At 68.0% G+C, this 25,238-nt stretch carries 23 protein-coding genes and 1 pseudogene; 3 read left to right on the top strand and 21 right to left on the bottom strand.

All coding sequences use genetic code 11. The features are described from left to right. Positions 1 to 3: 3 nt before the first annotated feature. The 9 genes and pseudogenes from hisS to ACPP3B_RS11260 form a co-directional block, all read right to left on the bottom strand. Positions 4 to 1,323 (bottom strand): histidine--tRNA ligase, encoded by a 1,320-nt coding sequence (hisS, locus tag ACPP3B_RS11300; RefSeq protein WP_424859043.1) that lies wholly within the window; start codon positions 1,321 to 1,323, stop codon positions 4 to 6. Between the two features lie 83 nt (positions 1,324 to 1,406). Further along, on the bottom strand, positions 1,407 to 2,711 hold the full coding sequence (gene ispG, locus ACPP3B_RS11295; RefSeq protein ID WP_424859042.1) for a flavodoxin-dependent (E)-4-hydroxy-3-methylbut-2-enyl-diphosphate synthase: 1,305 nt from the start codon (positions 2,709 to 2,711) through the stop codon (positions 1,407 to 1,409). Between the two features lie 6 nt (positions 2,712 to 2,717). Further along, the gene (locus ACPP3B_RS11290; protein ID WP_424859041.1) at positions 2,718 to 3,620 is read right to left on the bottom strand and encodes a helix-turn-helix domain-containing protein; all 903 of its coding nucleotides are present in this window, start codon (positions 3,618 to 3,620) and stop codon (positions 2,718 to 2,720) included. Next, the gene (gene pilW, locus ACPP3B_RS11285; RefSeq protein ID WP_424859040.1) at positions 3,613 to 4,407 is read right to left on the bottom strand and encodes a type IV pilus biogenesis/stability protein PilW; all 795 of its coding nucleotides are present in this window, start codon (positions 4,405 to 4,407) and stop codon (positions 3,613 to 3,615) included. Before pilW ends, ACPP3B_RS11290 begins: the two co-directional genes overlap by 8 nt. Positions 4,408 to 4,439: 32 nt before the next feature. Continuing rightward, positions 4,440 to 5,585 (bottom strand): 23S rRNA (adenine(2503)-C(2))-methyltransferase RlmN, encoded by a 1,146-nt coding sequence (gene rlmN, locus ACPP3B_RS11280; protein WP_424859039.1) that lies wholly within the window; start codon positions 5,583 to 5,585, stop codon positions 4,440 to 4,442. Between the two features lie 7 nt (positions 5,586 to 5,592). Next, on the bottom strand, positions 5,593 to 6,018 hold the full coding sequence (gene ndk / locus ACPP3B_RS11275) for a nucleoside-diphosphate kinase (RefSeq protein WP_424859038.1): 426 nt from the start codon (positions 6,016 to 6,018) through the stop codon (positions 5,593 to 5,595). A gap of 45 nt (positions 6,019 to 6,063) precedes the next feature. Continuing rightward, a pseudogene (gene rluB, locus ACPP3B_RS11270) lies at positions 6,064 to 6,939 on the bottom strand (23S rRNA pseudouridine(2605) synthase RluB); the annotation flags it as partial. Between the two features lie 101 nt (positions 6,940 to 7,040). After that, positions 7,041 to 7,673, bottom strand: a complete 633-nt coding sequence (scpB, locus tag ACPP3B_RS11265; RefSeq protein WP_424859037.1) for an SMC-Scp complex subunit ScpB — start codon at positions 7,671 to 7,673, stop codon at positions 7,041 to 7,043. After that, positions 7,670 to 8,752, bottom strand: a complete 1,083-nt coding sequence (locus tag ACPP3B_RS11260) for an RluA family pseudouridine synthase (protein ID WP_424859036.1) — start codon at positions 8,750 to 8,752, stop codon at positions 7,670 to 7,672. Before ACPP3B_RS11260 ends, scpB begins: the two co-directional genes overlap by 4 nt. Positions 8,753 to 8,791: 39 nt before the next feature. Between ACPP3B_RS11260 and ACPP3B_RS11255 the strand changes: the two genes are divergently transcribed. Next, complete coding sequence (locus ACPP3B_RS11255) at positions 8,792 to 9,616, top strand: outer membrane protein assembly factor BamD (RefSeq protein WP_424859035.1); 825 nt, start codon at positions 8,792 to 8,794, stop codon at positions 9,614 to 9,616. 91 nt (positions 9,617 to 9,707) lie between these two features. On the opposite strand, the gene rplI is transcribed toward ACPP3B_RS11255, so the two are convergent. The 5 genes from rplI to ACPP3B_RS11230 all read right to left on the bottom strand — a co-directional run bounded on the left by rplI (position 9,708) and on the right by ACPP3B_RS11230 (position 13,289). Continuing rightward, a complete protein-coding gene (rplI, locus tag ACPP3B_RS11250; RefSeq protein WP_314226305.1) occupies positions 9,708 to 10,160 on the bottom strand; it encodes a 50S ribosomal protein L9 in 453 nt (150 codons plus the stop codon). A 14-nt stretch (positions 10,161 to 10,174) separates the two neighbouring features. Next, positions 10,175 to 10,456 (bottom strand): 30S ribosomal protein S18, encoded by a 282-nt coding sequence (gene rpsR, locus ACPP3B_RS11245; protein WP_299022154.1) that lies wholly within the window; start codon positions 10,454 to 10,456, stop codon positions 10,175 to 10,177. An 11-nt stretch (positions 10,457 to 10,467) separates the two neighbouring features. Beyond that, entirely contained in the window at positions 10,468 to 10,785 is a 318-nt protein-coding gene (priB, locus tag ACPP3B_RS11240; protein ID WP_299022155.1) for a primosomal replication protein N, read from the bottom strand. After that, on the bottom strand, positions 10,782 to 11,144 hold the full coding sequence (gene rpsF, locus ACPP3B_RS11235; RefSeq protein ID WP_299022156.1) for a 30S ribosomal protein S6: 363 nt from the start codon (positions 11,142 to 11,144) through the stop codon (positions 10,782 to 10,784). The genes priB and rpsF overlap by 4 nt, the downstream gene beginning before the upstream one ends. 75 nt (positions 11,145 to 11,219) lie before the next feature. Then, positions 11,220 to 13,289, bottom strand: a complete 2,070-nt coding sequence (locus tag ACPP3B_RS11230) for a sodium:solute symporter family protein (protein ID WP_424859034.1) — start codon at positions 13,287 to 13,289, stop codon at positions 11,220 to 11,222. A gap of 109 nt (positions 13,290 to 13,398) precedes the next feature. Here ACPP3B_RS11230 and ACPP3B_RS11225 point away from each other — a divergent pair, with 109 nt between their 5' ends. Next, positions 13,399 to 14,859, top strand: coding sequence for a DUF294 nucleotidyltransferase-like domain-containing protein (locus ACPP3B_RS11225; RefSeq protein WP_424859033.1), 1,461 nt, complete (start codon positions 13,399 to 13,401; stop codon positions 14,857 to 14,859). 33 nt (positions 14,860 to 14,892) lie between these two features. Here the strand turns inward: ACPP3B_RS11225 and ACPP3B_RS11220 are convergent, their stop codons facing one another. The 5 genes from ACPP3B_RS11220 to ppsA are packed head-to-tail and all read right to left on the bottom strand — an operon-like array spanning position 14,893 to position 22,902. Next, positions 14,893 to 17,091 carry a 3'-5' exonuclease gene (locus ACPP3B_RS11220; protein ID WP_299018615.1) on the bottom strand — a complete coding sequence of 733 codons (2,199 nt, stop codon included), beginning with the start codon at positions 17,089 to 17,091 and terminating at the stop codon, positions 14,893 to 14,895. Then, a complete protein-coding gene (locus ACPP3B_RS11215; protein WP_424859032.1) occupies positions 17,088 to 17,462 on the bottom strand; it encodes a response regulator transcription factor in 375 nt (124 codons plus the stop codon). The genes ACPP3B_RS11220 and ACPP3B_RS11215 overlap by 4 nt, the downstream gene beginning before the upstream one ends. Continuing rightward, on the bottom strand, positions 17,459 to 20,245 hold the full coding sequence (locus tag ACPP3B_RS11210) for an ATP-binding protein (RefSeq protein WP_424859031.1): 2,787 nt from the start codon (positions 20,243 to 20,245) through the stop codon (positions 17,459 to 17,461). Before ACPP3B_RS11210 ends, ACPP3B_RS11215 begins: the two co-directional genes overlap by 4 nt. 20 nt (positions 20,246 to 20,265) lie before the next feature. Next, positions 20,266 to 20,478 carry a hypothetical protein gene (locus ACPP3B_RS11205; protein WP_424859030.1) on the bottom strand — a complete coding sequence of 71 codons (213 nt, stop codon included), beginning with the start codon at positions 20,476 to 20,478 and terminating at the stop codon, positions 20,266 to 20,268. A gap of 30 nt (positions 20,479 to 20,508) precedes the next feature. Further along, positions 20,509 to 22,902, bottom strand: coding sequence for a phosphoenolpyruvate synthase (ppsA, locus tag ACPP3B_RS11200; RefSeq protein WP_424859029.1), 2,394 nt, complete (start codon positions 22,900 to 22,902; stop codon positions 20,509 to 20,511). A gap of 160 nt (positions 22,903 to 23,062) precedes the next feature. On the opposite strand from ppsA, the gene ppsR reads away from it, so the two are divergent. Continuing rightward, on the top strand, positions 23,063 to 23,881 hold the full coding sequence (gene ppsR / locus ACPP3B_RS11195; RefSeq protein ID WP_424859028.1) for a posphoenolpyruvate synthetase regulatory kinase/phosphorylase PpsR: 819 nt from the start codon (positions 23,063 to 23,065) through the stop codon (positions 23,879 to 23,881). Positions 23,882 to 23,900: 19 nt separating this feature from the next. Here the strand turns inward: ppsR and ACPP3B_RS11190 are convergent, their stop codons facing one another. After that, positions 23,901 to 24,785 (bottom strand): lytic transglycosylase domain-containing protein, encoded by an 885-nt coding sequence (locus tag ACPP3B_RS11190; protein ID WP_424859027.1) that lies wholly within the window; start codon positions 24,783 to 24,785, stop codon positions 23,901 to 23,903. A gap of 23 nt (positions 24,786 to 24,808) precedes the next feature. Beyond that, entirely contained in the window at positions 24,809 to 25,162 is a 354-nt protein-coding gene (locus ACPP3B_RS11185; RefSeq protein ID WP_299021647.1) for a hypothetical protein, read from the bottom strand. Between the last annotated feature and the right edge of the window lie 76 nt (positions 25,163 to 25,238).

The following is a 25,238-nucleotide window of genomic DNA, read 5'->3' as shown; positions in this document are numbered from 1 at the left end:
CGCTCAGGCCGCCGTGCGCGGGGTGCTCGGGGCACGCAGCTCGGACGCCCAATCGGCCACGCGCGCCAACGGCCGCGTGGTCTGGGCGCCCACGGTGCCGTCGGCACCGGCCCGCAAGGGCTTGATCGCCACCTGCCCCGCCGCGAGTTCGTCGCCCCCGAAGATGAGCGCGAAGCGCGCCCCACTGGCGTCGGCTTTTTTGAACTGCGACTTCATGCTCCCCAGCCCGTCCGGGCCGCTCGCGTGCATGAGCACGGACACGCCCGCGGCACGCAAAACGCGCAGCACGGGCATGACCTGCGGCCATGCGGCTGCGTCGGGCACGATGGCGTAGGCGTCCGGCACCGGCACCGACGGCAGGCGCTGCTGGGTTTTGAGCAGCTCCAAGACCCGTTCGACGCCCATGGCCCAGCCCACGCCGGGTGCGGACTTGCCGCCCACCTCGGCCGTCAGCCCGTCGTAGCGCCCGCCGGCGCAGACCGTGCCCTTCGCGCCCAGGGACTGGGTGACGAACTCGAACACCGTGTGGTGGTAGTAGTCCAACCCGCGTACCAGGCGTGGATTGACGCGATAGGCGATGCCCATGGCGTCGAGCAAGCGGCGCACGGTATCGAAATGCGCGAGCGACCCGGAGCCGAGGTGATCGAGCAGGCGCGGCGCGGCCTCCACCAGCGCCTGCATGGCGGGGTTTTTGGTGTCCAGAATGCGCAGCGGGTTGGTGTAGAGGCGTCGCTGGGCATCGGCGTCGAGCTGGTCCCGATGCTGCTCGAAATACGTGATGAGCGCCTGCCGGTGCGCCTGCCGCTCGGGCGGCTGGCCCAGCGTGTTGATCTCGAGCGTCACGTCCTGCAGCCCCAGTTCGCGCCACAGGTCGGCGGCCATGGCGATCAGCTCGGCATCGGCCTCCGGGCCGGCCAGCCCCAGCGCCTCGACGCCGATCTGATGAAACTGGCGGTAACGGCCACGCTGGGGTCGTTCATGCCGAAACATCGGCCCCATGTAGTACAGGCGCTTGGGGCCGTCGTACAGCAGCGAATGCTCCACCACCGCGCGCACCACACCGGCCGTGCCCTCGGGGCGCAGCGCAAGCTGCTCGCCGTTGAGCCGGTCCTCGAAAGCGTACATCTCTTTTTCGACGATGTCGGTGACTTCTCCCAGGCCGCGCACGAACAGCGCCAGCGGCTCGACGATGGGGGTACGGATGTTGCGGTAGCCATAGCGCGCGAACCATTCGCGCACGCGCGCCTCCAGCCACTCCCAGTGCGCGGAGTCGGGCGCAACGATGTCGTTCATGCCTTTGACGGCGGTGATTTTGTCGGTCATATCGATTCACAACGGCGCCGCTGCCACCAACGCAGCGGCGATCGGAAGAAAAACGGGGAAGGTCCTGCCAGCAGGCCCCACGCTCAGCCCGCCCCGCTCCCGAAACGGCGGGCAACGTAGTCTTCGACGATTTGGCGAAACTCCTCGGCGATGCGCTCACCGCGCAGCGTGGCGACCTTTTGACCATCGACGTACACCGGTGCTGCGGGGGCCTCACCGGTACCTGGCAAGCTGATACCGATGTCGGCATGCTTGCTCTCACCCGGCCCGTTGACGATGCAGCCCATGACGGCGACCCTGAGGTTTTCGACACCAGGGTAGCGGCTGCGCCAGACCGGCATGGCCGCGCGCAGGTGGTCGTCGATCTGCTTGGCCAGTTCCTGAAACACCGTGCTCGTGGTGCGCCCGCACCCGGGACACGCGGTCACGCTGGGCACGAAGGCGCGCAACCCCAGCGCCTGCAGGATCTCGAGCGCCACCACCACCTCCTGCGTGCGCGGCTCGCCCGGCTGTGGCGTGAGGCTGACGCGAATCGTGTCGCCAATGCCCTGCTGCAGCAGCACCGCCAACGCCGCTGCCGAGGCGACCGTGCCCTTGGTGCCCATGCCGGCCTCGGTCAGCCCCAGGTGCAGCGGGTAATCGCAGCGCCGTGCCAGCTCTTGGTATACGGCAATCAGATCCTGCGCGTTGCTAACCTTGCACGACAGCACGATATTTTCCGGTGCCATGCCGATCTCGATGGCACGCTCAGCCGAGGCCAGCGCGGAGGTGATGAGTGCTTCGTACATCACCTGGCGCGCATCCCAGGGCTGGGGCCGACGGGCGTTGTCATCCATCAGCTGGCCGAGCAGTTCCGGGTCGAGACTGCCCCAGTTGACGCCAATGCGGATCGGCCGCCCCCACCGCAGCGCGGCTTCGACCATCTGCGCAAATTGACGGTCTTTCTTTTCGCCGCGGCCGACGTTGCCGGGGTTGATGCGGTACTTGGACAGCGCCTGCGCCATGGCCGGGTATTCGGCCAACAAGCGGTGCCCGTTGAAATGGAAGTCACCGATCAGTGGCACCGACACGCCCATGCGGTCGAGCTGCTCGCGGATGTGGGGCACCGCCCGGGCGGCCTCGTCGTTGTTGACCGTGATGCGCACCAACTCGGATCCCGCCTGCGCCAGCTCCTTGACCTGGATCGCGGTAGCGATCACGTCGGCGGTGTCGGTGTTGGTCATGGACTGCACGCGGATCGGCGCACTGCCACCGACCGTGACGCGGTGGTCACCCCAGGCGACGACGCCCTGGCGTGTACGCCGCGGCGCAGGCGCGCCCAACGGGATCGGCCGCTCAGTGTTCACAGTGGGTACGCCCGCGGCACGCGGGGGTTCGATGGCGGTCATGGGCGGTCAGCGAATCTCGAATCGGGCGACATTGTTGCGGGTCACCGGACCCAGGTCGAAGGGACGCCCCCGAACGACGACGTCGGTGACATCGGCACGGCCAATGGTGACCGCCAGCGGCAAATCCTCGTCGATACGAATCACCTCACCCGGCTGTATGGTGCGCTGCAGCAAGACACGGCCGGAGGCCCCGATGACCTGGACCCAACTCGCCGCCCGCACCTCGATCCGCGCCGCTGCGTCGGGCCCGTTGGCGGTCGCGGATGGCTGCGGCCGATCCGTTGCCGCTGGCTGGGGGGCTGGCGGGGGCGTCTCCCCGATCACCACAGGGGCGGCGACCACGGTCGAGGGCCCGACCGCGGCACTCGACGGCACTGGTGGAGCGCCCACCGCGTCAACGGCCGTCGCTGGGGCGGTCGGCACTGCCGCACTCGGCGCAGCCGGGCCCGACTGCGTCGTCTCGGCCCCCGGCGCGCCGTCGCCGGACGGCAGCACGAACCACAACACCGCCGCCAAGACCAGCAGTGCCAGCGCCACCCACAGCGGCAGCCGCCGAGCGGCGCGCACACCATCGCCAAACGGTGACGCGCCATCGCGCGGCATCGGTGTGTCCAGCGCGTCCGTCGGCCGGGCAAGCTGGGCCGGCGCACCCGCCGGCAACGCCGCCAGCACGGGCGCCGGATCGATCTTGAGCACCCGACACACACTCAAGGCCAGCGCGCGCGCAAACGTCGCGTCGGGCAAGGCATCGGTCCTGCCCTGCTCCAGTGCCTCCAGCCGTTGCACCGGCACTTTCAGCGTGGCCGCCAGCGCGGCGATGTGCACTCCCGCACGCTCGCGCGCCTGCCGAAGCATTTCACCGGCGGCGTGGGCAGAGGTCTGCGACTGGGACGGCGGCACGTCACTCATGAAACGCCCCTCGCTCGTAGGCATCGGCCTCGCGCGAGGCCGGGAAACGACGTTTGAGCTGCTCGCCAAGCTGCTGGGCGATGTCGCGCTGGCCCAGCCGGTTTTCGATCTTGATGCCCAGCCACAACGACTCGGCATTGGCCAGCTCGGAATTGTTCAGCCGTCGAATGTAGAACCGTGCCCGCTCGGCGTCACCCCGCTGATGCAGCAGCAGCGCCAGGTTGTACAGCACGACGGGGTTGCCGGGCTCCAGCTCGAACGCGCGTTGCAGGCTGCGCTCGGCCGCGTCGGCCTGCCCTGCGCGTGCCTGACAGACACCCAGCGCCATCCAGGAGCGCGCGGCAGATCGATAGCCGGGCGTGTCCAGCGCACGCCGAAATGCGTCGAACGACGGCGCCCAGCGGCCATCCTGGCAATACATCCAGCCCAGGTTGTGCCACGCGTCGCCATCCCGCGGGTCGAGCCGCAGCGCCTGCTGAAAGCTTTCTTCGGCCAGCCGCCAATCCCGCAGCTGGGTATAGATCAGCCCGCGCAGGTTGAACGCCGCCGCATAGGTCGGATCGGCCGCGATGGCCTGCTTGACCTCGTCGAGCGCGATGACCCACTGGCCCTGCTCGAAATAACCCGTCGCCAACTCCAGGCGCGTGCGGGCGCGTTTGCGCGCCGGCGGCTCGTCTGACTCCGTGATCCAATCGCGCCCCGCATTCACCGCCACACCCCCCCCCGCGCCGGCGCAGCCCGCCAGCGCGCCTAGCAGCACCCCGAGGCCGCATACCAGCCACAGCACGCGCCCTCGCACTGCGACGCTCCCCGCCGCCCTCATGGCGCCACCTCCCGCGCCCCTTGCGGGCGCTGGACCCGCACCACGGCCAGATCCTCACCACGGCGCGCCAGGCGTTGCACGACACGGGTGCGATCCTGCACATCCCCGGCGAGCTGTCCACACGCGGCATCGATGTCGTCGCCCCGCGTCTTGCGGATGGTGGTCACGATGCCGGCGGCGTTGAGGCGATCCGCGAACGCCTTGACGGCAAGACGCGGCGAGCGCCTCAGACCCGACGCGGGAAACGGATTGAACGGTATCAGGTTGATCTTGCACGGCACCCCGTGCTCGCGCACCAGCGCGACCAGCGCGTCGGCATGCGTGAGCGTGTCGTTGATGCCGTCGAGCATGCAGTATTCGAACGTGACGAAATCGCGCGGCGCCGCAGGCAGGTAGCGGCGACACGCCTGCATCAGCTCGTGCAGCGGGTATTTGCGATTGAGCGGCACCAAGCGGTCGCGCAGCGCGTCGTCGGGCGCGTGCAGCGACACCGCCAGCGCCACCGGGCAGTCTTGCGCCAGGCGCTCCATCATCGGCACCACGCCCGAGGTCGAGACCGTCACGCGCCGCCGCGACAGGCCGTAGCCATGGTCGTCGAGCATCACGCGCAGCGCCGGGATGAGCGCAGCATAGTTTTGCAGCGGCTCGCCCATGCCCATCATCACCACGTTGGAGATGACGCGCTCGCGGGTCTGCAAGCGCCGACGCAACTCGTGCTCGGCGTACCACAATTGCGCCAGGATCTCGCCCGTCGTCAGATTGCGGCTGAATCCTTGGTGTCCGGTGGAGCAGAAGCGACACCCCACCGCGCAGCCCGCTTGGCTGGATATACACAGCGTCGCGCGGTCGTCTTCGGGGATATAGACCGCCTCCACCGCGTTGCCATCGCCGACGTCGAAGAGCCACTTGATGGTGCCGTCGGCCGATGCCTGCTCGGCCAGCACGGGCAAGCCCTGCACCCGCGCCACCGAGGGCAGCCGCTCGCGCAAGTCGCGCGCGAGGTCGGTCATCTCCTCGAAGCGCGCCACCCCTCGTTGGTGGATCCACCGAAAGAGCTGCACGGCTCGGAAACGCTGGTGTCCGAGCCGCTCGCAAAAAGCGGCCAACCCCTCGAGGTCGAAATCGAGCAAATTGGCCGTCATGGCATGATCAGCGCGAGTAAATGGCCATGCCCGGGAAGAAGAACGCGACCTCGACGGCGGCGGTCTCGGGCGCGTCGGAGCCGTGCACCGCGTTGGCGTCGATGCTGTCGGCAAAGTCGGCGCGGATGGTGCCCGGCGCGGCCTTCTTGGGGTCGGTCGCACCCATCAGCTCGCGGTTCTTGGCGATGCCGTTTTCGCCTTCGAGCACTTGCACCATCACCGGCCCGGAGACCATGAAGTCCACCAGATCCTTGAAGAACGGGCGCTCTTTGTGCACCGCGTAGAACTGCTCGGCCTCGCGGCGCGACAGATGCACCATCTTGGCCGCGACGATCTTGAGACCCGCGGCCTCGAAGCGGCTGTAGATCTGGCCGATCACGTTCTTGGCGACGGCGTCGGGTTTGATGATGGAGAGGGTGCGTTCGATGGCCATGATGTTGGTCGAGGTTAGTGAGGATATGAAAAGAAACCTGTGATTTTACCCGTTGCGCCGCTGCGCCGCGCCAGCAGGAAGCGCGGACCGCCGTGCGCGCTCCGGCGACGGCGGCGCGGCGGGGCGGCTGGGGCGGGGCCCCGCGCCGCGAGGCGGGCCCGATCGGCGCCGAGGTGCCGTGGCCCGCTGCGGCAGCGGCACGCCGGCGACTTGCATCAACTGCTCGACGACCCGTGGCTCCAGTTCCATGAACGCGCCACGGCGCAGCCCGCGCGGCAGCGCGATCGCCCCGTAGCGCACGCGAATCAGGCGACTGACCGCGTGACCCACGGCCTCGAACAGCCGCCGCACCTCGCGGTTGCGCCCCTCGGCGATGGTCACGCGGTACCAGCGGTTGGCACCGTCACCGCCGCCGTCCTCCAGCGACAAAAAGCGCGCGGGCCCATCCTCGAGCACCACACCGTCGAGCAGCCGTTGGCGCTCTTCCTGCGACAGCGCGCCCAATACCCGCACCGCGTATTCGCGCTCGAGCCCGAAGCGCGGGTGCATCAGGCGGTTGGCCAACTCCCCCGAATCGGTGAACAGCAGCAACCCTTCGGTATTGATATCGAGCCGCCCGACCGCCATCCATTTGCCGCTGCGCAGGCGTGGCAGCTGCCGAAAGACCGTCGGCCGGTTTTCCGGGTCGTCCAGGGTCACCACCTCCCCTGTCGGCTTGTGGTAGGCCAGCACGCGCGGCAAGCGGGTGGGTGTGGCGCTCCAGCGCACCAGCCGGCCGTCGAGTTTGACCACATCCCCGGCCGCGATGCGCTGGCCGACGTGCGCCGGCGCGCCGTTGACCGTGACGCGCCCGGCGGCGATGGCCTGCTCCATGTCGGCGCGCGAGCCCAAGCCGGCCTGCGCCAGCACTTTGTGCAACTTGACCGAGGCATCGGGGCTGGCTGCCGCCGACGCGCTGCCGCCCGAAGGCGTCGCCTTGCGCCGCGGGCGCTCGCCGGTGTGAGGGTCGGAACGGGAGGGTTTCATGATCGTCCTTCGGGTTGCGCGGCCAGCGATGCCGCTTCGGGGGATGGAATGGGCAGCTCACGCTGCCCGTCGGAATCGGGCCCGGTCTCGAGGCCCAGTTGGCTGGCCGATGGCGACTCGTGCGGCTCGAGTGGCGGCAACTCATCGAGCGCGCGCAGCCCCAGGTCATCCAAAAACTGGCGCGTGGTGGCGTACAGCGCGGGACGGCCCACCGTCTCGCGATGGCCGATGACTTCGATCCAGCCGCGGTCTTCGAGCTGCTTGAGGATCTGGCTGCCGATCGTCACGCCGCGGATGGCCTCCATGTCACCCCGGGTGACGGGCTGCCGGTAGGCAATGATGGCCAGCGTCTCCAGCACCGCCCGACTGTAACGCGGCGGCTTTTCGGGGTGCAGCCGTTCCAGGAACGGGCGCACCTCGGGACGGCTCTGGAAACGCCAGCCACTGGCCACGCAGACCAGTTCCAGCCCGCGATCGGCCCAGGCGCGCTGCAGCTCGCCCAGCAGACGGCGCAGCGTGTCGGGAGCCACGGCGCCATCGAACAACGCGCCCAGCTCGCGCAGGGACAGCGGCTGCGTCGCACACAGCAACGCAGCTTCCAAGATACGGCGCGCGTCGTGGGTGTTCATATTTGGCGTTGGGCTGCCTCGGCCGGGCCAGTGGGCTGCACGGGCCACAAGAGGGCGGGATTGTAGTGCAGCCCCGCCTGGACCAGCGCCGCGGCGAGATCGGGCGGCAGCGCGCGCTCGAACGCCAGCCAATGCCCGTGCACGGGGTGCGCCAAACCCAGCCGCACTGCGTGCAGCGCTTGGCGCTCCAGACCCAGCACGGACGCCCCGCCATAGAGCGTGTCGCCCACCAACGGGTGCCCCAACCACGCCAGGTGCACGCGAATCTGGTGCGTGCGCCCCGTGTGCAGCTTACACCCCACCAACACCCAGCGGGCATCGCCCCCAGAGCCGCCCGCCAGGCGGCGTACGTCCGTGCGCGCTGGCTTGGCGCTGGTGCTGGCCGTGGGGTGCACCGCCATGCGCAGCCGCTGCCGCGGATCGCGGCCGATGGGCTGGTCGATGGTTAGCTCGTCCGCGTGGCGCCACGGCCCTGCTGCCAGCGCCACATAAATGCGCTGGACGGCGCGCTGCGCGATCATCGCCACCAGTGCATCGAACGCGCGGGACGTCTTGGCCACGACCATCAGGCCACTGGTATCTTTATCCAGGCGGTGCACAATGCCTGCGCGCGGCAACTGCGCCGCACCCGCGTGGTGCGCGAGCAACCCATTGAGCAGCGTACCCGACCAATGCCCCGCCGCCGGGTGCACCACCAGCCCCGCCGGCTTGTCGATGACCAGCAGGTGTTCGTCCTCGTACACCACGGCCAGCGCCATCGGCTGCGGCACGAACGCCTGCGCTTGCGCCGTCGCGCGCAGCTCGACGGATACCGACTCGCCCACACGCAGCCGCCGCGCCGCCTTGGTCAGCGGCTCGGCACCCACACGGACGGCGCCGTCGGCGATGAGCTGCTGCAGGTAGCTGCGCGAGACCTCGGGCACGCGCGCCGCCAGCCAACGGTCGAGCCGCTCGCCGTGGCCCTCGCGGTCGACGACGAAGCGGCGCCACTCGGATTCGGCGCCGACCTCGTCCGCGCCGTCATCGATGACATCGGGCGGCGCCGCGACGTCGCCCTGGACCTCTATAATTTTTGACATCCTGTTTGCTGCTGCGGCAGCGCGCCTGAGGGGCGCTCCATGAAAACCCAACGATTATCCGTCGATCATCTGCGCGCGCCCATCCTGTCCACCGTCGCCTTGAGCGTCGCCCTGCTGGCGGGCTGCGCCAGCCAGCCCGACAAAGACGTCACCGCCGGCTGGAGCCCCAACAAGCTCTACGCCGAGGCGATGGACGAGCGCAATTCGGGTAACTACGAGCGTGCGATCCAGCTGTTCGAAAAACTCGAAGGTCGCGCCGCCGGCACCCCGCTGGCGCAGCAGGCCCAGCTCGAAAAAGCCTACGCCCACTACAAAAACGGCGAACCGGCGCAAGCGTTGGCGACGCTGGATCGATTCATCAAGCTGCACCCCGCCAGCCCCGCGCTGGACTACGCGCTCTACCTCAAGGGCCTGGTCAACTTCAACGATAACCTCGGGCTGTTCGGCTTCATTTCGCAGCAAGACCTGTCCGAGCGCGACCAGAAGGCCGCCAAGGACTCGTTCGAGGCGTTCAAGGAGCTCGTGGAGCGCTTCCCTGACTCACGCTACGCACCGGACGCGCGCCAGCGCATGACGTACATCGTCAACGCCTTGGCGCAGTACGAGGTACACGTCGCGCGCTACTACTACCGGCGCGGCGCCTACGTGGCAGCGATCAACCGGGCCCAGACCGCGCTGCGCGACTACCAGAACGTGCCCGCCGCCGAAGAGGCCCTGTACCTGCTGATGAAGTCCTACGAGGCGCTCGGGATGGACGAGCAAGCCCGCGACGCGCGCCGCGTGTTGGAGGCCAACTTCCCCAACAGTGCCTTGCTCACCCACGGCCTGCGCCGCGACAGCGGCCCGTGGTGGAAACTGTGGTGAACGCCAGCGGCCCCGTCCGTCGTTGCCCCAGTCACCCATGAACGCGAAGGCCGCCCCGAGAGGCGGCCTTCGTTTGCTGGGGTCACCTCGGTCAGACCGTCTCGCCCAGCACCTGGACGTTGACGTCCACGACCACGTCGGTGTGCAGCGCGACCTGGACGGTGTAGTCGCCCACCATCTTCAGCACGCCGTTGGGCATGCGGACCTGGGCCTTGGCGACCGGGAAACCGGCCTTGGTCAATTCGGTCGCGATATCGTGGTTGGTCACGGAACCGAACAGGCGACCATCGACCCCCGCCTTCTGCGAAATCTTGAGCGTGGTGCCATGGAGCTTCTCGCCCAGGGCCTTCGCTTCGGCCAACTTGGCAGCGGCCACGCGCTCGAGTTCGGCGCGACGAGCATTGAATTCGTCGATGGCGGCCTGGGTGGCCCGGCGGGCACGGCCGGTCGGGATGAGGTAGTTGCGGGCGTAGCCGTCTTTGACCTTGACGATGTCGCCGAGGTTGCCCAGGTTGACGACCTTGTCGAGCAGGATCACTTGCATGGTATCGGGCTCCTTCAGACGCGGTGCTGGTCGGTGTACGGCAGCAGCGCCAGGAAACGGGCACGCTTGATCGCGGTGGCCACCTGGCGCTGGAAGATCGCGCGGGTGCCGGTCAAACGGGCCGGGATGATCTTGCCGTTTTCGGCAATGAAATCCTTGAGCGTGTCGATGTCTTTGTAGTCGACCTCTTCCACGCCGGTGACGGTGAAGCGGCAGAACTTCTTGCGCTTGAACAGCAGGTTGTTGCTGGCGCGCTTGGGGCGGTTGTTGCCCTGATTGCGTTGCGGTGCAGCCATGATGATTCGTCCTAAATCGGCTTGAATGCTTGAATGTGAAACACGACCCCGTTGCCGCGGCGCGCACTGGTCAAAAACCCGGCACACCACAGCGTGGACCCCAGCGTCTGGCGGGCCAAGCGTTCGGCATCGTCACCGAACGCCACCGCCTTCAGCCGCAGCGCCACGTGTCTGGGCTGACCGGCTTCGACTTGCGTGGACGCATGCTCCAGCAACACGTCCAATGCAGCGATACCGGCGGGTGTGTAGCGCATGCCCGCGGCTTCGGCGAGCGTGGCCACCAGCTCCAGGCGGTTGACGGGAGACGCGGTCGCCGCTGCTGGGATCAAGCAGCGGCTTCCTGTTGCGCCTTGCGGGCCTCCTCGCGCTCGACGGCCTTCATCATGGCCGACGGGCCGGTCTCGGCCTTCTTCTTCTGGACCACCAAGTGGCGCAGCACGGCGTCGTTGAAGCGGAAGGCATGCTCGAGCTCGTTCATGACGTCCTGCCCGGCCTCGATGTTGAGACACAGGTAGTGGGCCTTGGACAGCTTGTTGATCTGGTACGCGAGTTGGCGACGACCCCAGTCCTCGACACGGTGAATGATCCCACCGCCGGCCGTGATCATGCCTTTGTACCGCTCCAGCATGGCTGGCACCTGCTCGCTCTGATCCGGGTGGATCAGCATGACGATTTCGTAGTGACGCATGGACTCTCCTTATGGAACGACTGCCACCCCCCGCGTCGACTGAAGGTGTGGCAAGGAAACCTGCAATTATAGCTGTCAAAAAGGCGCGCGCAAACGCCGCACCCAAGCGCGCCGTTGTGCCGACGGCCCCGGGGTGAGCAAGCTGACCAGCACCAGCACGGCCAGGCCGACCGGCACGCCGAACACCCCGGCAGCGATCGGCTGGATGTCCCACCACAAGGGTGCCTCCCCCTGCAGCCCCAGCACCGAGCGCAGCCACGGCTGGCGCGTCGCCATGTAATACCCCGTCACCCCAAGGCCGGCGATCATCCCCGCCACCGCGCCCGGCCCATTGGCGCGTGACCAGAAGATTCCCATGACCAGCGCCGGAAAGAACGCCGCGGCCGCCAGCGAAAACGCGGCCGAGACCAAAAACAAAATGTCGGCTGGCCGCTGGGCCGCGATATAGGCGGCCAGCAGCGCGACGATCAACAACAGCACTTTCGACAGCGTCACCCGCCGCGCCGTGTCGGCATTGGGATCGAGGGTCTTGTAATACAGATCATGGCTGAGCGCGCTGGTGATGACGAGCAGCAGCCCATCGGCCGTCGACAAGGCCGCGGCCAGTCCACCCGCCGCGACCAGCCCCGCCACCACATAGGGCAGTCCGGCGATCTCGGCCGAGGCCAGCACGATGATATCGCCCCCGATCGTAATCTCCCCCAGCTGCAGCACGCCATCGCGGTTGACGTCGCGCACCGACAACAAGCCCGGATCGACCCGACTCCACGCCTGCACCCACGAAGGCAGCGCCTCGAACGAGGTGCCGACCAGGCCGTCGAGCACCTCGACCTTGACCAAGACCGCCAACGCGGGCGCGGTCAGGTACAGCAGCGCGATGAAGCCCACCGCCCACGCCACGGACTCGCGCGCCTGCCGTACGGTGGGGACGGTGTAGAAGCGCACCAGCAGGTGCGGCAGCGCTGCAGTGCCCACGGTCAAGCAAAACACCAGCGCCAGAAAATTGCGGCGCGAGCGCTCGACCGCGTCTGGACCGCTGCCGTCCAGTCCGACGAAGGGCTCGGCATGTGGCGGCATTCCTCCCAGCGCGGCGACCTTGGCCTGGGCCTGCTGGAGCTGCCGTGTCCACAGCGCCCGCGCCGTGTCCTCGTCACGCGGCAAGCGCGACAGCACACGCTCGGCTTCCGTGATCTCAGCGGGCTCGGCACCTAAGCGCCGCAACGCCTCGATATGATTGACCAAGAGGGTGCGCTCACGCTCGAGCGCCGCCGCCGGATCGCGCAGACGATCCGTCAACACATGGACCTGATGCTCCCAGATACGCCGCACGTGCGCTTCCTGGGGGTCGACGGCCAATGCCTGCTCCCGCTCGGTCACCTTCTGCAACTGTTGGCCGGTGATCATGGGCGGCAACGGCCAACCGGTTTGCTTGGCCGACAGCCACACCACCGGGACGAAAAAGGCGATGAGCAGCACGATGTACTGCGCCACCTGCGTCCAGGTGATGGCACGCATGCCGCCTAGAAACGAACACACCAGGATGCCGCCCAAACCCAGGAAAACCCCCACCTCGAACGCCAACCCGGTCAGGCGCGATGTGATCAGCCCCACGCCATAGATCTGGGCCACGACATAGATGAATGAGCACAGCAGCAGCGCCACCACGCCCAACAGCCGCGGCACACGGCCGCCGTAGCGCTCGGCCAGAAAGTCGGGAATCGTGAACTGCCCGAAGCGCCGCAGGTACGGCGCCAGCAGCAGCGCCACCAACACGAAGCCACCGGTCCAGCCCAGCACGAAGGCCAGCCCGCCAAAGCCCTGCAAGTACAGCGTGCCAGCCAGCCCCAAAAACGAGGCCGCCGACAGCCAGTCGGCGGCGATCGCCATGCCGTTGTAGAACGCCGGCACGCGCCGCCCCGCCACATAGTACTCGACGGGGTCGATGGTGCGCGTCAGAAAGCCGATGGTGGCGTAGACCGCCAGCGTGGCCAGCAAAAACGTCAGACCGATCGCCGTGCGCGACCAGCCCAGATACTCCAGCCAGCCGAGCACGAGCACGAAACCCACGAATCCAAGCGTGAAGCGACCGTAGAGCCGATCGAGCGTGCGGCGGAACTGGGGGTCGGGCGGCAGCGTGGACATCATGAAAGCACCTGCGGGTGGCTTGACACAGCGCAAGGCGACTGGCACCGACGCCCTGGGGACTCGGCCTCGGCGGGTGTAGTATCCCATGATCGCGACTCGGCCCTGCCCCATGGACACCGCCCTTGCGCCACGCGCCCCCGACGACTCGATCCACCTGGCCTCGGTACCCGTGCGCAACTTGTTGCGCCAGCCGCCGCTGACGGTGCCCCCCGAGACGACGATCCACGCCGCCGCCGCCTCGATGCGCGAGCGGCACGCCTCCTCGGTACTCGTCGTGCGCGACGGCGAGCTGCTCGGCATCGTCACCGACCGCGACTTGCGCAACCGCGTGCTGGCCGTCGGGCTATCCCCCGATCGACCCGTGATCGAGATCGCGACGCTCGACCCGCAGACCATCGACATCGGCGCGCCCGCCTTCGACGCGCTGCTGCTCATGGCGCGCCTGAACATCCACCACGTGCCCGTGATGGATGGCCGCACCGTGGTCGGGCTCATCTCCAGTACCGACTTGCAGCAGCAGCAAAGCAACTCGGCGGTCAACCTGGCCGGCGCCATCTACCGGCAGGACAGCGTCGAGGGGTTGGTGGAGACGGCCGCGCGCATCGGGCAGCTGCAACGCCAGCTGGTGGCTGCCAACGTCAGTGCGCACGCCATCGGACGCATGGTGTCGGCCATGACGGATGCGCTGACCTCGCGGCTGCTGCAACTGGCCGAGGCGCGGCTGGGCCCTGCCCCCGTCCGCTATGCCTGGGTGGCGGCGGGTTCGCAGGGGCGCAACGAGCAAACCGCCAAGTCCGACCAAGACAACTGTCTGATCCTGGCCGATGACGTCGACGCCACCCAGCATGGCGCGTACTTCGAGGCACTGGCGCGCTTCGTGTGCGACGGGCTCGACGCCTGTGGCTATGTCTATTGCCCCGGCGAGATGATGGCCATGACCGCCACCTGGCGGCAGCCGCTGGCGCGCTGGCGCGAGTACTTCCACACCTGGATCGAGCGACCAGAGCCCAAGGCGCTGATGCTGACCTGCGTCTTTTTCGACCAGCGCTTCGTGCACGGCGCGCGCGAGCTACTCGATACCCTGAGGGCCGAGGTGTTGCAGCGCACGCCAGGCCAGCGCATCTTCCTGGCGCACATGGTGGGCAACGCCCTCACGCACCAACCCCCGCTGGGCTGGCTGGGCGGCATCCACACCATTCGCCACGGTGAACATGAGGGCACGATCGACCTCAAACACAGCGGCATCGTGCCCATCATCGACCTGGCGCGCATCTACGCGCTCGCAGGCGGCATCACCGCCGTCAGCACCCGCGAGCGCCTGCAGGCCGCTGCCAGTAGCGGCGAAATCACGGCCGAGCGCACGCGCGATTTGATCGACGCCCTGGACTTCTTGAGCGGCCTGCGCATCCAGCACCAGGCGCGTCTGATGGCCGCTGGCCAGCCGGCGGACAACTACCTGCGGCTCGACGAGCTCTCCGAGTTGGAACGCCGTCACCTCAAGGACGCCTTCGGCGTCGTCAAAGACCTGCAGGGCGTGTTGGAGAAGCGCTACCTGGCCGGCCGCTTCTGACGGGATGCCGGAGCCGACGGCACTGCGCGCGCCTCAATACGTCAGCCGCGCGTAGTAGGTGCGTTCGGACGCGCGGCGCGCTTGCCCCAGCGTGTGAATGCCCTGCTCGGCCAGCAGGGGGATGAGGCGCAAGAACACCTCGGCCGTGACCAGTGCATCGCCCAGCGCGGTATGGCGCCCAATGACGGGGATACCGAAGCGGGCAGCGATTTCCTCCAGCCGGTGCGAGGGCTGGGCCGGGTGCACCACCGCCGACAGCAGCAGCGTGTCCAGCACGGGATGGTCGAACACCACGCCCGTGGCCCGCTCCTTGAGCTGCAAAAATCGCATATCGAACGCCGCGTTGTGCGCGACGAGCACCGTGTCGCGGGCAAAGGCATGAAAGGCCGGCAGCACCTGAGTGATGTCGGGCTGATCGGCCACCATCTCGGGCGTGATGCCGTGGATGGGAATGCCTTCGCGCGGGATCGAGCGGCGCGGGTTGACCAATTGCTCGAAGCTCTCGTGCCGCAGCAGCTTGCCGTTGACGATGCGGGTGGCGCCGATCTGGATGATTTCGTCCCCTTCGGTGGGGTTGAGCCCGGTGGTCTCGGTGTCGAACACCGTGTACGCCAAGGCGCTCAGCGGCACGTCGTCGAGCGCCTGCGTTGCCGCGGACGAGCGAAACAGGTCGAAATCGTAGTACTCGGGCCGGCTCTCGGTGCGCACGAGCGCAGCCGCGTCGGCGCTGTCCGCAGACTCGATCGCGGGCAGCAACAGGCGAAAAAACGCCTCGCCGGCCGCCGTGTCGGTCTCGACCCACAACGCGCCGCTGTGCCGCTCCATGACGTCGCGCACGCTGGCCGTACCCCCCCCGTCGCCCACGCGCATGGGATCGATCTCCCACCCCAGCAAGCCAGTGACGGCGGCGTCGCCCGACGGCCGCCAGACCAAGTCCAGATGTACCTGAGGGCCTGGCCGCTGGCCTGCCGACGGTGCCCGCTGCAGCCGCAGCATGAGCGCCGTCACGCCCGCCTCGGTGTGCAGCCGCCGCGCCAAATACACCACGGCCTGGATCAGCGAGTAGCTCTCGATGCGCAGCCACGCGTCGCCATCGACCGCCCCGACCGTCACCTGCAGCCCAGGCACATCGGCCAGCCGGCGCGCGATCGCCGCGACCCAGTCCGCGGCCAACATGTCCTCCATCGGCCACTGGCTACCCCAGGTGTTGACCCCCTCGGCGACCAAACGCTGCACGCGCTCGCCCAGTGCCTGCACTTCTTCGCGCACCACCTGCGACAACCGCTCACGCAGCGCCGGGTCGGCGTCCGGCAGCTCCAGCACCTCCAGCGCGGCCTGCACATTGGCCAGCGAGCGACGGCTGCCCTCGGTCAAGTCCAGCCACAGCCGCTCGCGCGCCGCGGCCTGCTCGTGCTCGCGGGTAATGTTGTCGAGCACGAGCACGAAGCCCGCCAGCTCGTCGGCACCGTTGGCCGAGCCTTCGCCTTGACGCACCGGCGCGACCTGCACGCGCAACAACTGCCCCCCGCGCGTCGCGGTGACGAACTGGGCGCTCGGATGCGCCGCACCGCGGCGCATCCGCTGCCGAATGCGCTCAAGCGCGTGCGCGATCAACGCCGGCTCGAACACGGTGTAGATCGAGCGCCCCAGGCCGATCAACTCGGCCCCGCCGGCCAACATCGGGGCCTGCGACAGCGCCCGAAACTGCAGCCGCGCCCGGTTGTTGTAAAGCAGGATACGTCCGTCCAGGTTGCACACCACCACGCTCTGAGTCAGCTCCGACATCAGCGCGGCCAAGCGGGATTTTTCCTGCTCGATGCCGCGCGCCGCTTCGCGCACGCGCTCGTCCACCTGTGCCCGCAGCGCCTCGCGCTGCTGGACGAGTTGATTGAACAGGCGTGCCACCTGCCGCACCTCGGCCGGCCCACGCTCGCGCAACGCCGGCGCCCCCTGGGCCGTGAGCAGCACCCGCGCCTCCTCGGCCAGGCGCCGCCACGGGACCACCCCGACGTCGAACGCGCGCTGCAGCCCCCAGGCGACCGCCATCATGCCGAGCAGCCACATCAGCCCCACGAAGCCCCAACGATCGCCCAGCAAGTCGAGCATGCGGGCGCGTGCCTCGGGCTCGAGCGTGACGGCGATCAAGCCGATCGTCACCCCCAGCCAGGCGAGCGATACGCCCGCCGCCCCCGCCAACAGCCACCACAAGCGCGGGTCGATGCGGCGCCTCACCGCGCGTCCTCCAGCAACTCACGCACGCGCTGCACCAGCTCGTGCGTGGAAAACGGCTTGGTCAGGTACGCATCTGCCCCCAGCGCCAGCCCCTTGGCCACATCGGTGTCACGGCCCTTGGCGGTCAGCATGACGATGCGCATGCCCGCCAGCCGCTCGTCGGCACGGATGGCCTGGCAGACGTCGAAGCCGCTCTTGCGCGGCATCATCACGTCGAGCAACACCAGATCCGGGCGCCAGGTGCACGCCGCCTCCCATCCTGCCTCGCCATCGCGCGCCACCTGTACCTCGTAGCCCTCGCGCTTCATCAGAAATTCCAGCGAGATCAGGATGTTGGGCTCATCGTCGACGATCAGCACACGCTTGCTCACGGGTGGGTCTCCTGTGCGGGTGGGTGGGGCGGATCGGGCGCCTCGGTGGGGGCGTGGCGGCGTCGCGGCAAGTCGAAACCGAAACACGCACCCTGGCCCGGTGCCGATCGTAACCACAACCGGCCACCGAAATGCTCGATGATGCGACGACTGATCGGCAACCCCAGCCCCGTGCCGGGCGGCCGCTCGAGCGCGTCGCCCCCCTGGCGAAATTTCTCGAAAATGACCGACTGCTGCTCCAGCGGCACCCCTGGGCCATTGTCCTGCACTTCGACCGTGACCAGCGGCTCGCCGCCGCTGCCGACGTGGGTCACGACGCGCAGCACCACCCGACCCCTTTCGGCCGGCACGAACTTGGCCGCGTTGGACAGCAAATTCATCAACACCTGTTGCAGGCGGTCAGCGTCGGCCCGCACCCATAGCGGCGCGTCGGGCAGCTCGACGTCCAGCCGCGCGCCGCGCTCGCGCAACACGGGCTCGGCCGCGCGCGCGGCCTGGCGTGCCACGGCCACCACGTCGACGTCGGTGTCGCTCCAGGTCGCATGGCCCGACTCGATCTTGGCCAGATCGAGCACCTGGTTGACCAAGCGCGTCAGCCGCTCGGTTTCGGCGACGACGATGTCCAGAAACTGCGCGCGCTGTGCGGCATCCATCTGAAGATCGTCGCGCATGATCTCCGCCAGCGCCCTGATCGAGGTCAAAGGCGTGCGCAATTCGTGCGTCACCGACGACACGAAGTCATCCTTGAGGCGATCGAGCTCCTGCAGCCGTTCATTGGCGGCGCGTAGCTCCCGCGTCGCTTGCTCCAGCGAGCGCGACTTCTCCTCCAACGCTTGCGACAGCGCCCGCAGGCGCCCGGTCTCGCGCAGCATGTCCAGCACATCTTCGATCCGCATGGGCTGCTCCTCGACCACCGACGCCACCAGACGCCGCGCCGAGGCGGTGCCCACGGTACCCGCCAGTTGCGTCTCCACCCATTGCACCAGCGCGGCGTCGGCCGGCAACGCCGGCAGCGCGACGCCGCGCGCGCGCGCCTGTTGCGCCAACAGCTCCTGGGCGCGCTCGGGCCCCAGCACGCGCGCCAGCAGCGCCTGCAGCGCCGGCACCGAGGCTTGGCCGCGCCAAAAGACCGGGCGCTGGTCGGACGCCGAGCGCTCGAACACATCCACGAACAGCACCGCCTGGCCCGTCTCTCCCACCCCGGGCGGACGCGCGAGCGATACCCCCACATACAACCCGAGGTTGACCAACAAGCTCCAGAACATCGCGTGCGTCAGGGGGTCGAACCCGTGCAAGCCGAGCAGCGCCTCGGGCCGCAGCCAGTCGATGCCTCCCGGCCCATGGGTGACGAACGAGGCCGGCAGCCAGCCCGACTTGGCCAGCGATGGCAGCATCAGCGTGTAGGCCCAGACGCCAAAGCCACCCAGCAGACCGGCCATCGCCCCCGCGTGACTGGCCCCTTTCCAGAACATGCCGCCCAGCAACGCCGGGGCGAACTGCGCCACGGCGGCGAAACTGATCAGGCCGATGCTGACCAGCGCATACGCATCCCCCGCAACCCGGTAGTACCCGAAGCCCAACAACAGCAGCAGCAGAATCGCCCCGCGCCGGATGCGCAGGATCGAGCGCGTCAGATCGCGAGACGCCCGCTGCCCCGACGCGCGCCGCAGCCACCACGGCAGCACCAAGTCGTTGCAGACCATGGTGGACACCGCAATCGTCTCCACGATCACCATGCCGGTGGCGGCCGACAACCCTCCGATGAACGCCAGCAGCAGCAACGCATCGGCCCCCGCGGCCTGGGGCAGGCGCAGCACGAAGATCTCGGCTTGCGCCGCCGCATCTGGCCCCAACCACAGCAGGCCCGCCAGTGCGATCGGCAGCACGAACAGGTTGATCAGCCACAGGTACAGCGGAAAGACCCACGCGGCGCGCCGGATGTGGCGCTCGTCGACCGCCTCCACCACCATGACTTGAAACTGGCGTGGCAACAGCAGCACCGACAGCCCGGCCAGCACCGTCAGCGTGAGCCAGCTCGACCAGGCGAACGCCCCCATGTCCCCCATCGTCAACAGTCGCGACAGGGACGGGTCGGCCTGCGCCCGCGCCACGATGTCGCCCCAGCCATCGAACATCCCCCACGTCACGTAGACCCCGACGGCCATGAACGCGACCAGTTTGACCAATGACTCGAACGCCACCGCCGCCACCATGCCCTCGTGCCGCTCGGTGCTGTCCCAGTGCCGCACGCCAAAGACGATGGTGAACACCGCCAGCCCCAGCGCGAGATAAAACGTACTCTCACGCCACCACGGTGTATCGGCCGCGGAGGAGACGCTGCCGTCCACGACCACCGCGTACGCCACCGCAATGCCCTTGAGCTGCAGCGCGATGTAGGGCACGATGCCCACCACCGTGATGACGGTGACCAACCCGGCCAGCACCGGACTTTTACCGTACCGACTGCCGATGAAGTCGGCGATGGTGGTGATGCGATGGGTGTGGGCGATGCGCACCATCTTGCGCAACACCACCCAACCCAGCACCATGGCCAGCGTCGGCCCCAGATAGATGGGCAAAAACCACAGCCCTGTGCTGGCGGCACGCCCGACGCTGCCGAAATACGTCCACGCGGTGCAGTACACCGCCATCGACAGTGCATACACCCAGGCACTGTCGATGACCGGGCGCCCCTGCCGCCCGCGACGGTCCGCCCAGTGCGCCAAGGCGAACAGCAGCCCCAGATATGCGAACGCAGCGGCGATGACCAGTGTGGGCGCCACGGATCACCTCCGCCTCGCCGTCAGTCCGGCGCGCGCTCCATGAACCACGCGAGCACGCCGATGAGCGTACCCCAGGCGACGAAGGCCGCCACCGCCAGCGGCGCCCCCCAGCCACCTAGGCGCTCACTCCAGTATGCCCACACGCCCAACAGCGGAAAATTGAGCGCCAACACCCCCGCGACGAACAGCGCCCACAGTCGTGGCGCTTCCCGGGATGCCTGCCAATGCCGCATGGCTGGAGTGCCGCGTCGTGCTGCCGCCGGTCAAGCTCCGCCAGCCAGGCGGTGCCAGGTGTCGACCACGGTATCCGGGTTGAGCGAGATGGAGCTGATGCCGCGCTCCATCAGCCAGTGGGCAAAGTCCGGGTGGTCGCTGGGCCCCTGGCCACAAATGCCGATGTACTTGCCCTGCGCGCGACAGGCTGTGATGGCGCGCTCGATCAGGGCCAGCACGGCCGGGTCGCGTTCGTCGAAGTCGTGCGCGAGCAGCTCCAGGCCCGAATCGCGGTCCAGCCCCAGCGTCAGTTGGGTCAGGTCGTTGGAGCCGATCGAAAAGCCGTCGAAATACTCGAGAAACTGCTCGGCCAGCAGCGCGTTGCTGGGGATCTCGCACATCATGATGAGCTTGAGATCGTGCTCACCGCGCTTGAGCCCCATGGCCGCTAGCAGCTCGGTGACGCGCCGGGCCTGCGCCAGCGTGCGCACGAACGGCACCATCACCTGCACGTTCGTCAGGCCCATCTCCGAGCGCACGCGCTTGATGGCCTCGACCTCCATCGCGAACGCCTCGGCGAAATCGTCGCTGATGTAGCGCGCCGCGCCACGGAAGCCCAGCATCGGGTTTTCCTCGTCGGGCTCGTAGCGGCTGCCACCGACCAGCTTGCGGTATTCGTTGCTCTTGAAGTCCGACAGGCGCACGATCACGGGCTTGGGCCAGAACGCCGCCGCGATCGTGGCCACCCCCTCGGCCACCTTGTCCACGTAGAAGGCACGCGGGCTCGCATGGCCGCGCGCGGCCGACTCCACGGCACGCTTGAGATCGGTGTCGATATTGGGGTAGTCCAGAATCGCCTTCGGGTGCACGCCGATGTTGTTGTTGATGATGAACTCCAGCCGCGCCAGCCCCACCCCCGCGTTGGGGATCTGGGCGAAGTCGAACGCCAGCTGCGGGTTGCCCACGTTCATCATGATCTTGACCGGCAGCTCGGGCATGGCGCCGCGCTTGACCTCGGTGACCTCGGTCTCGAGCAGCCCTTCGTAGATGTGGCCGGTATCACCCTCGGCGCAGCTGACGGTGACGAGCTGGCCATCCTTGAGCGTTTCGGTGGCGTTGCCGCAGCCCACCACGGCGGGAATGCCCAACTCGCGCGCGATGATGGCCGCGTGGCAGGTGCGCCCGCCACGGTTGGTGACGATGGCACTGGCGCGCTTCATGATCGGCTCCCAGTTGGGGTCGGTCATGTCGGTGACCAGCACGTCGCCAGGCTGCACCTTGTCCATCTCGGCGATCGAGTGCACGATGCGCACCTTGCCCGTGCCGATCTTCTGGCCGATGGCGCGCCCCTGCGCCAGCACGGGCCCCTTGGCCTTGAGCTGATAGCGCAACTCGACCTGGCCGGCGGCCTGGCTTTTGACCGTCTCGGGCCGGGCCTGCAGGATGTAGATCTGGCCGTCCACCCCGTCCTTGCCCCATTCGATGTCCATCGGCCGGCCGTAGTGCTGCTCGATGACCAGGGCGTACTGCGCCAGCTCCAGCACGTCCGCATCGCTCAAGGCGTAGCGGTTGCGCTGCTCCACCGGCACGTCCACCGTCTTGACCAGCCGCCCCCCGGCGGCCTTTTCCTCGGGTGTGGCAAACACCATCTGGATGAGTTTGCTGCCCAGGTTGCGCCGGATGATGGCGTGTTTGCCCGCGCGCAACATGGGCTTGTGCACATAGAACTCGTCCGGGTTGACGGCACCTTGCACCACCGTCTCGCCCAGCCCATAGCTGGCGGTGATGAACACCACGTCCTCGAAGCCGCTTTCGGTGTCGATGGTAAACATCACGCCGCTGGCGCCCAGGTCCGAGCGCACCATGCGCTGCACGCCCGCGGACAGCGCCACGTCGCTGTGCGCAAAGCCCTTGTGCACGCGGTAGCTGATCGCGCGGTCGTTGTAGAGCGACGCGAACACCTCTTTGATTTTGTGCAGGATGTCGTCGATACCCGAGACGTTGAGAAACGTCTCCTGCTGCCCGGCGAACGACGCATCGGGCAAATCCTCGGCCGTGGCCGAGGAGCGCACCGCATAGCTGGCGTTAGCGCCGCCGTCGAGGCGCTCGAACGCGGCACGGATGGCCGCTTCCAGCTCAGGCGGGAACGGCTGCGCCTCGACCATGGCGCGGATTTCGGCACCGGTGGCAGCCAGCGCCTTGACGTCATCGGCGTCGAGCGCGGCCAGTTTGGCCTGGATGCGCTCGTCGAGCCCGTCATGGCGCAGGAACAAGCGGTACGCATGTGCCGTCGTGGCAAAGCCGGTGGGTACGCGCACGCCCTGCGGCAGTTGCGAGATCATCTCGCCCAGGCTGGCATTCTTGCCGCCGACGATCTCGACGTCGGCCATGCGCAGTTGCTCGAACGGCACCACCAGCGCGTCAGGGGGGAAGCGATCGGACATGGTTGAAGACTCCACGATGTTGAAAAACCGGTCCGCGGTCCGCACGGGCGGCCATGTCGTTGTCATTCTGGGCCGCGGGCGGCAAGCCGGACAGGCGCATCGTTGGAGGCGCCTGCCCCAGGCCGCGATAATGCGCCGATTGTAATTTCCCACCACCACCATGCCCAACCGCACCGCCTTCTTCGTCTCCGACGGCACCGGCATCACGGCCGAGACGTTCGCGCGCGCCATACTCAAACAATTCGAGATATCGCCCAAGATGGTGCGCCTGCCTTTCGTGGACGACGCGGACAAGGCGCATCAGGCCGTGCGCCAGATCAACCACGCCGCCGCCGTCGATGGCAAGCGCCCGCTGGTGTTCACCACCGTGGTCAACATGGAAGTGCTCGACGTGCTGCAGCGTCACTGCCAGGGTATGTTGATCGACATGTTTGGTACCTTCATCGCCCCGCTGGAGCACGAGCTGGGCATGAAGTCCAACCACCGCGTCGGGCGCTTCTCGGACGTGGCCAGGAGTCAGGAGTACCACGACCGCATCGAGGCCATCAATTTCACCTTGGAGCACGACGATGGCCAAACCAACGCCAACCTGGAAAAGTCCGACGTCATCCTGGTGGGAGTGAGCCGCAGCGGCAAGACGCCAACCTCGTTATACCTGGCGATGCAGTTCGGGCTCAAGGCGTCGAACTACCCCTTGATCCCCGAGGATTTCGAGCGCCGCCAACTGCCGCCGGCGCTGCTGCCACACAAGAAAAAACTGTTCGGCCTGACCATCGACCCCCAGCGGCTGAGCGAGATTCGGCACGAACGCCGGCCCCACTCCCGTTACGCGAGCCTGGAGAACTGCCGCTACGAGGTGCGCGAGGCCGAAGCGCTGATGCGCCGCGCGGGGATTCCGGTGCTGTCGACCACGCACAAGTCGATCGAGGAGATCGCCACCCTCATCCGCCAAAGCCTGGAGGAGCGCGAGGCACACTGAACCGGCGCCCGAGCCCGTATCAGTCGCGCCCGGGCGCGGCGTGGCGGCTGGCGCGATAAAAATTCAGGATGCGCTGCACGTAGGCTCGCGTCTCGGCGTAAGGCGGCACACCGCCAAAGCGGTCGACCACCCCTTCACCGGCGTTGTACGCCGCCGACACCAGCGCCACGTCACCGTCGAAGCGCTCGAGCAACCAGCGCAGGTACGACAGTCCCCCACGCACGTTTTGCTCGGGGTCGAACGCATTGCGCACGCCAAAGCGCTCGGCCGTGCTGGGAATCAGTTGCATCAGGCCCTGCGCATTGCGCGGTGAGACGGCGCGCGGCTCGAAATTGGACTCGGCACGCGCGATAGCCAGCGCCAAGCGCCCATCGACGGAAAACTGCGGGGCCAGGCGCTGGATCATCAGGGCGTGGCGCCGTTTGTCGGCCGGCAAATTGGCCACGTAGTGTGCCACCACCTCGTGCGGCACCACCGACGGCACCGCCACCGCGGGCGCCGCCGTGGCGATGGTCAGGGACGGTGGCTCCCCCCCGCGCAGGCACTCGGGCAGGTCACCCGGATCGCCACCGCGGGCATCGGGCCGCTGCGCCAGGGCGCGCTCCAGATCGGCCAGCGCGTCGGCGTATCCGAGTTGGGCCGCCTGACGCAGCGACGCCACGCCCGCGGCCTGCCCCACCTCGTCGAGCGAGAATGCCCCCAACAGCATGCCGAGCCGGTGGTATGCCTGCGCGCTGCCATGGCGGGCGGCGCGGCAGTACCACGCGGCCGCCAAGGCCGGGTCGTGCGCTTGCTCGGACTGCCAGCCCGCTTCGATCCAGCGCGACAGTTGGGGCGGCTCATCGGTCCACGCTGGCGGCGATGTCGGCAACGCGGACGCGAACGCCACAGCCGATGACAGCAACCCGAGCGCCAGTGCGACGCGCCTCAGCGCACGCGCGAGCGCGGCTGACCGATCCCGTGCGCGTGCCGCCCGAGGGCAAACGACAGAAAAATCTTCATCCACAGCGTCGTCCCGGCAATGGCCACCCAAGTCTGATACTCCAGCCAGCCCATCAGGACCGACAGAATCACGCCCACGAGCACCGCCCCCCCCACCAAGTTGATCGCCAGCTCGTAGGGGGCCCAGCGCTCGGCATCCGCTGGCGGCTCCCCTTTCTTGAGCGCGACTTCCGAAAAGTCGCGCCGAAACGCGATGCGCCACGCCCGCCGCAGCCAAAAGAATGCCACGGGAAAGAGCGCCAGAAAAAACAAAATTTTGATTGGGTAGATGCTCACCATGGTGTCACCAGAAAAAAGCCCCGCCGGCGGCGCCGACGGGGCTGATTGTCGCGGGTCTGGGCCGCCGCTGGCAACC

It is taken from the genome of Tepidimonas sp. HKU77 (genome assembly GCF_049728535.1).
Lineage (GTDB): Bacteria > Pseudomonadota > Gammaproteobacteria > Burkholderiales > Burkholderiaceae_C > Tepidimonas.
This window is presented reverse-complemented; position numbering and strand designations above follow the sequence as displayed.

Bases quoted from the DNA above. Each gene is read 5' to 3' on its own strand.
- ACPP3B_RS11225 (WP_424859033.1), top strand. From the start codon at position 13,399: ATGGACACCGCCCTTGCGCCACGCGCCCCCGACGACTCGATCCACCTG.
- ACPP3B_RS11230 (WP_424859034.1), bottom strand. From the start codon at position 13,289: ATGATGTCCACGCTGCCGCCCGACCCCCAGTTCCGCCGCACGCTCGAT.
- ACPP3B_RS11260 (WP_424859036.1), bottom strand. From the start codon at position 8,752: ATGTCAAAAATTATAGAGGTCCAGGGCGACGTCGCGGCGCCGCCCGAT.
- ndk (WP_424859038.1), bottom strand. From the start codon at position 6,018: ATGGCCATCGAACGCACCCTCTCCATCATCAAACCCGACGCCGTCGCC.
- rlmN (WP_424859039.1), bottom strand. From the start codon at position 5,585: ATGACGGCCAATTTGCTCGATTTCGACCTCGAGGGGTTGGCCGCTTTT.
- hisS (WP_424859043.1), bottom strand. From the start codon at position 1,323: ATGACCGACAAAATCACCGCCGTCAAAGGCATGAACGACATCGTTGCG.
- rplI (WP_314226305.1), bottom strand. From the start codon at position 10,160: ATGCAAGTGATCCTGCTCGACAAGGTCGTCAACCTGGGCAACCTCGGC.
- ppsA (WP_424859029.1), bottom strand. From the start codon at position 22,902: ATGTCCGATCGCTTCCCCCCTGACGCGCTGGTGGTGCCGTTCGAGCAA.
- ppsR (WP_424859028.1), top strand. From the start codon at position 23,063: ATGCCCAACCGCACCGCCTTCTTCGTCTCCGACGGCACCGGCATCACG.
- ispG (WP_424859042.1), bottom strand. From the start codon at position 2,711: ATGACCGCCATCGAACCCCCGCGTGCCGCGGGCGTACCCACTGTGAAC.
- ACPP3B_RS11290 (WP_424859041.1), bottom strand. From the start codon at position 3,620: ATGAGTGACGTGCCGCCGTCCCAGTCGCAGACCTCTGCCCACGCCGCC.
- ACPP3B_RS11185 (WP_299021647.1), bottom strand. From the start codon at position 25,162: ATGGTGAGCATCTACCCAATCAAAATTTTGTTTTTTCTGGCGCTCTTT.
- scpB (WP_424859037.1), bottom strand. From the start codon at position 7,673: ATGAACACCCACGACGCGCGCCGTATCTTGGAAGCTGCGTTGCTGTGT.
- rpsR (WP_299022154.1), bottom strand. From the start codon at position 10,456: ATGGCTGCACCGCAACGCAATCAGGGCAACAACCGCCCCAAGCGCGCC.
- rpsF (WP_299022156.1), bottom strand. From the start codon at position 11,144: ATGCGTCACTACGAAATCGTCATGCTGATCCACCCGGATCAGAGCGAG.
- ACPP3B_RS11205 (WP_424859030.1), bottom strand. From the start codon at position 20,478: ATGCGGCATTGGCAGGCATCCCGGGAAGCGCCACGACTGTGGGCGCTG.
- ACPP3B_RS11255 (WP_424859035.1), top strand. From the start codon at position 8,792: ATGAAAACCCAACGATTATCCGTCGATCATCTGCGCGCGCCCATCCTG.